General features: G+C 68.3%; 2 protein-coding genes. Both read right to left on the bottom strand.

Annotated features, from left to right (window positions below; genetic code table 11):
- Window positions 1-12: 12 nt before the first annotated feature.
- Window positions 13-1,563, bottom strand: coding sequence for a DUF4158 domain-containing protein (locus tag ACSDR0_RS50110; RefSeq protein WP_435296047.1), 1,551 nt, complete (start codon window positions 1,561-1,563; stop codon window positions 13-15).
- 439 nt (window positions 1,564-2,002) lie between these two features.
- Window positions 2,003-2,407, bottom strand: coding sequence for a transposase (locus ACSDR0_RS50105; RefSeq protein ID WP_435296046.1), 405 nt, complete (start codon window positions 2,405-2,407; stop codon window positions 2,003-2,005).
- Window positions 2,408-2,511: the final 104 nt, after the last annotated feature.

Here is a 2,511-nt window from a genome sequence, read left to right as displayed (position 1 = left end):
TACCCGACACTGTCAGCAGCCACGCCGAGCTGACCGAAACCACATAGGAAACACTCCGGGAAACCGGGGGAACCTCAGGTGCGGCGAACACGTCCCGCACCTGCAGCGCCCGAAACAGGGCCTCCAGGACGCACACCGCATAGGCGTCACGATCCACCGCCCTTCCGGCAGGTCGGGGTTGGCGAAGACGGGCCGTTTCCACGCCGCGCTCACCAGCGAGGCGTCGATCTCCTTCGGCAGCAGCGGTTTCTTGCCGACCTGCCGGCGCGCCAGCTCCGGCAGGCGCCGCACCGCGGCCAGCACCTTGCGGCCGCCCGCCGCCGCCCCCAACGCCCTCGACTCGCCCAGCAGCTTCAAGAACGGCCGGACGGTGTTGTACTTGTCCACCAGCGCGGCGCGCAGCGCCGCCTCCGCGGCCCCGTCGTCTTCCGGCACGAGCTCTTCGACCGATTCCAGCGCGGCCAGCACCTGCTCCTTGCTCGCCCCGGCCTGCGCGGCGACCGCCGTCCACAACGCGGCCACATCCAGATCGGCGCCCACCTCGGCAACCAGGTCCAGCTGCTCCACCAGGACCCGGCCCGCCCGCGACAGCAGCTTGGAGGCCTTCTCCAGCTTCGGCAGCATCGCCATCCGCTCACCCGCCGACTTGCGCCGCGCCGGCGAGATCAACCGGGTGGCCATCAGCAGCGCAAACAGATCCAGGGCGTCGTCGATCGCCTCGGCCTCCAACGACCGGGTCACCCCCAGCATCGTGGCCGTCTTGCGCGGCTCGGACAGCCTGGCCAGCAGCGGCGCCTTGGTGCCCGCCCCGTACTTGGCGAGCGTCTTCATCCGCCGCACCGGCACCTTGTCCACCCGCACCCGCACCAGCCGAAACGCCGCGATGTCGTCCACCCGCTTGAGCGCCTTGGCCATCTCGGTGCCCGACTGCCGCTTGGGCGCCTGCCGCAGCCGCTCCAGCTCCGAGATCCGCGCCCCTTCGGGAACCACCAGCAGCCCCGACAACGCCCGCGGCAACCCCGCATCGGCGCGCTCCACCTGACGCGTCACCGTCGCATACAGGCGCTCATCAGCCCGCTCCCGCACCGAGCCGACCAGCCGCTCCAGCACCGTCACCCCCGGCAGCAGCACCCGATGCCGGCGCAGCCACGCCACCGACTGATCGAACAACGCCGTCGGCCCCTCGGCATGCGTCCACGCCCGCCCGTGCAAGAACGTCAAGAACCGCTTCGACAGAACCCGGCCCTCCCACGACTCCCGATCGTCGAAGTCGTGATAGCCGTAGACATCCCGGATCATCCACGCGTGCTCATAGACCGTCTTCGGCCGCTCCCCGTACCTCTTCACCTGCGAGGGGTCCCCGATGCCCAACTGTTCGGCCAGGTAGTCCACCACCGGCCACGGCACCTCGAGCGGGTCCTCCAGGAACAAGCCCTTGTGCCGGACCGTCCCGATCTGGATCGCCACGCCAAGGCGATGTGAATCCTGGCGCGACCGCCCGATCACCTCCCGGTCGAACGCGTCCAGGAAGAAGAACTTCTCCATGTCCGGCAGCGACGGCATCTCACCGAACGTCGCGTACGCCGTCCTCTGCTCATCAGACAGAAACTCTGCAGGCATGACCGACGACCGTAGGCACACCACCTAGCGCCCGGTAACAACCGGAAACACGCCACACGTCCAGATCTTGAACGGAAATGATCACCCGCGGGATGACCTGCCCAGGCGTCCAGCTAAGTTACTCGCCGGTACCGCCAACGGCTGTCCGCAGGTTCCTCAACCCCGTAGGTGCCGCGCGAGTGTCGATGAACCTCGCTGATGCGCTCGGTCAGGTGCCCATCACGTACCGCCCGGGGACCAGGGGCGCCCTGGCGACGGGCGTAGAAGGCGGCTCGGGAGACCTTCAGCAGCTCACACGCGCGTTTGACGTTGTGTCCGCTCTGCTTTTCCGCCTCAATGAAGGGGTGCACCCTCACCGGGTCTCCTTGATGCTCCTATGTCGTCAAGCCGCCGCTATCAACATCTGCTCGGCCGTATCGGAGATCGAGGCGTCGACGGCCTTGAGGGTGCGGTAGACCACGTCGGACAGGCGGCGACGCAGCAGCCGGATGGCCTCGGTGCGGGTCTTGCCCTCGGCCATCAGCTTGTCGAGGTAGGTCTTACCCGGACCGATGCCTCGGATCTGGGTAACGGCGATCATGTGCAGGGCGCAGTTCATACGCCGGTTGCCGCCGCGGTTGAGGCGCACCCGGCTGCTGCTGCCCGACCAGACGGGGATGGGGGCGGTGCCGGTGAAGCGGGCGAAGGCCGCCTTGGAGCGGAACCGGTGCACTCCGGCGGTTTCGCCGATGATCGTGGCCGCGCTCAGCACGCCGCAGCCGGGGATGGCCAGTAACTGCGGGGCCATGCTTGCACGAGTTGTCTCAGCTGACCTTCCAGCTGGTTGATGCGCACCGTTAACTGCCTGCAGCGCTCGCGCAGTTCGCGGGCGATCTGCGCGACGACCCCTGG

Source organism: Streptosporangium sp. G11 (genome assembly GCF_051192615.1).
GTDB lineage: Bacteria > Actinomycetota > Actinomycetes > Streptosporangiales > Streptosporangiaceae > Streptosporangium.
The sequence above is the reverse complement of the archived record's forward strand: the minus strand, read 5'-3'. Positions and strand labels throughout refer to the sequence as shown.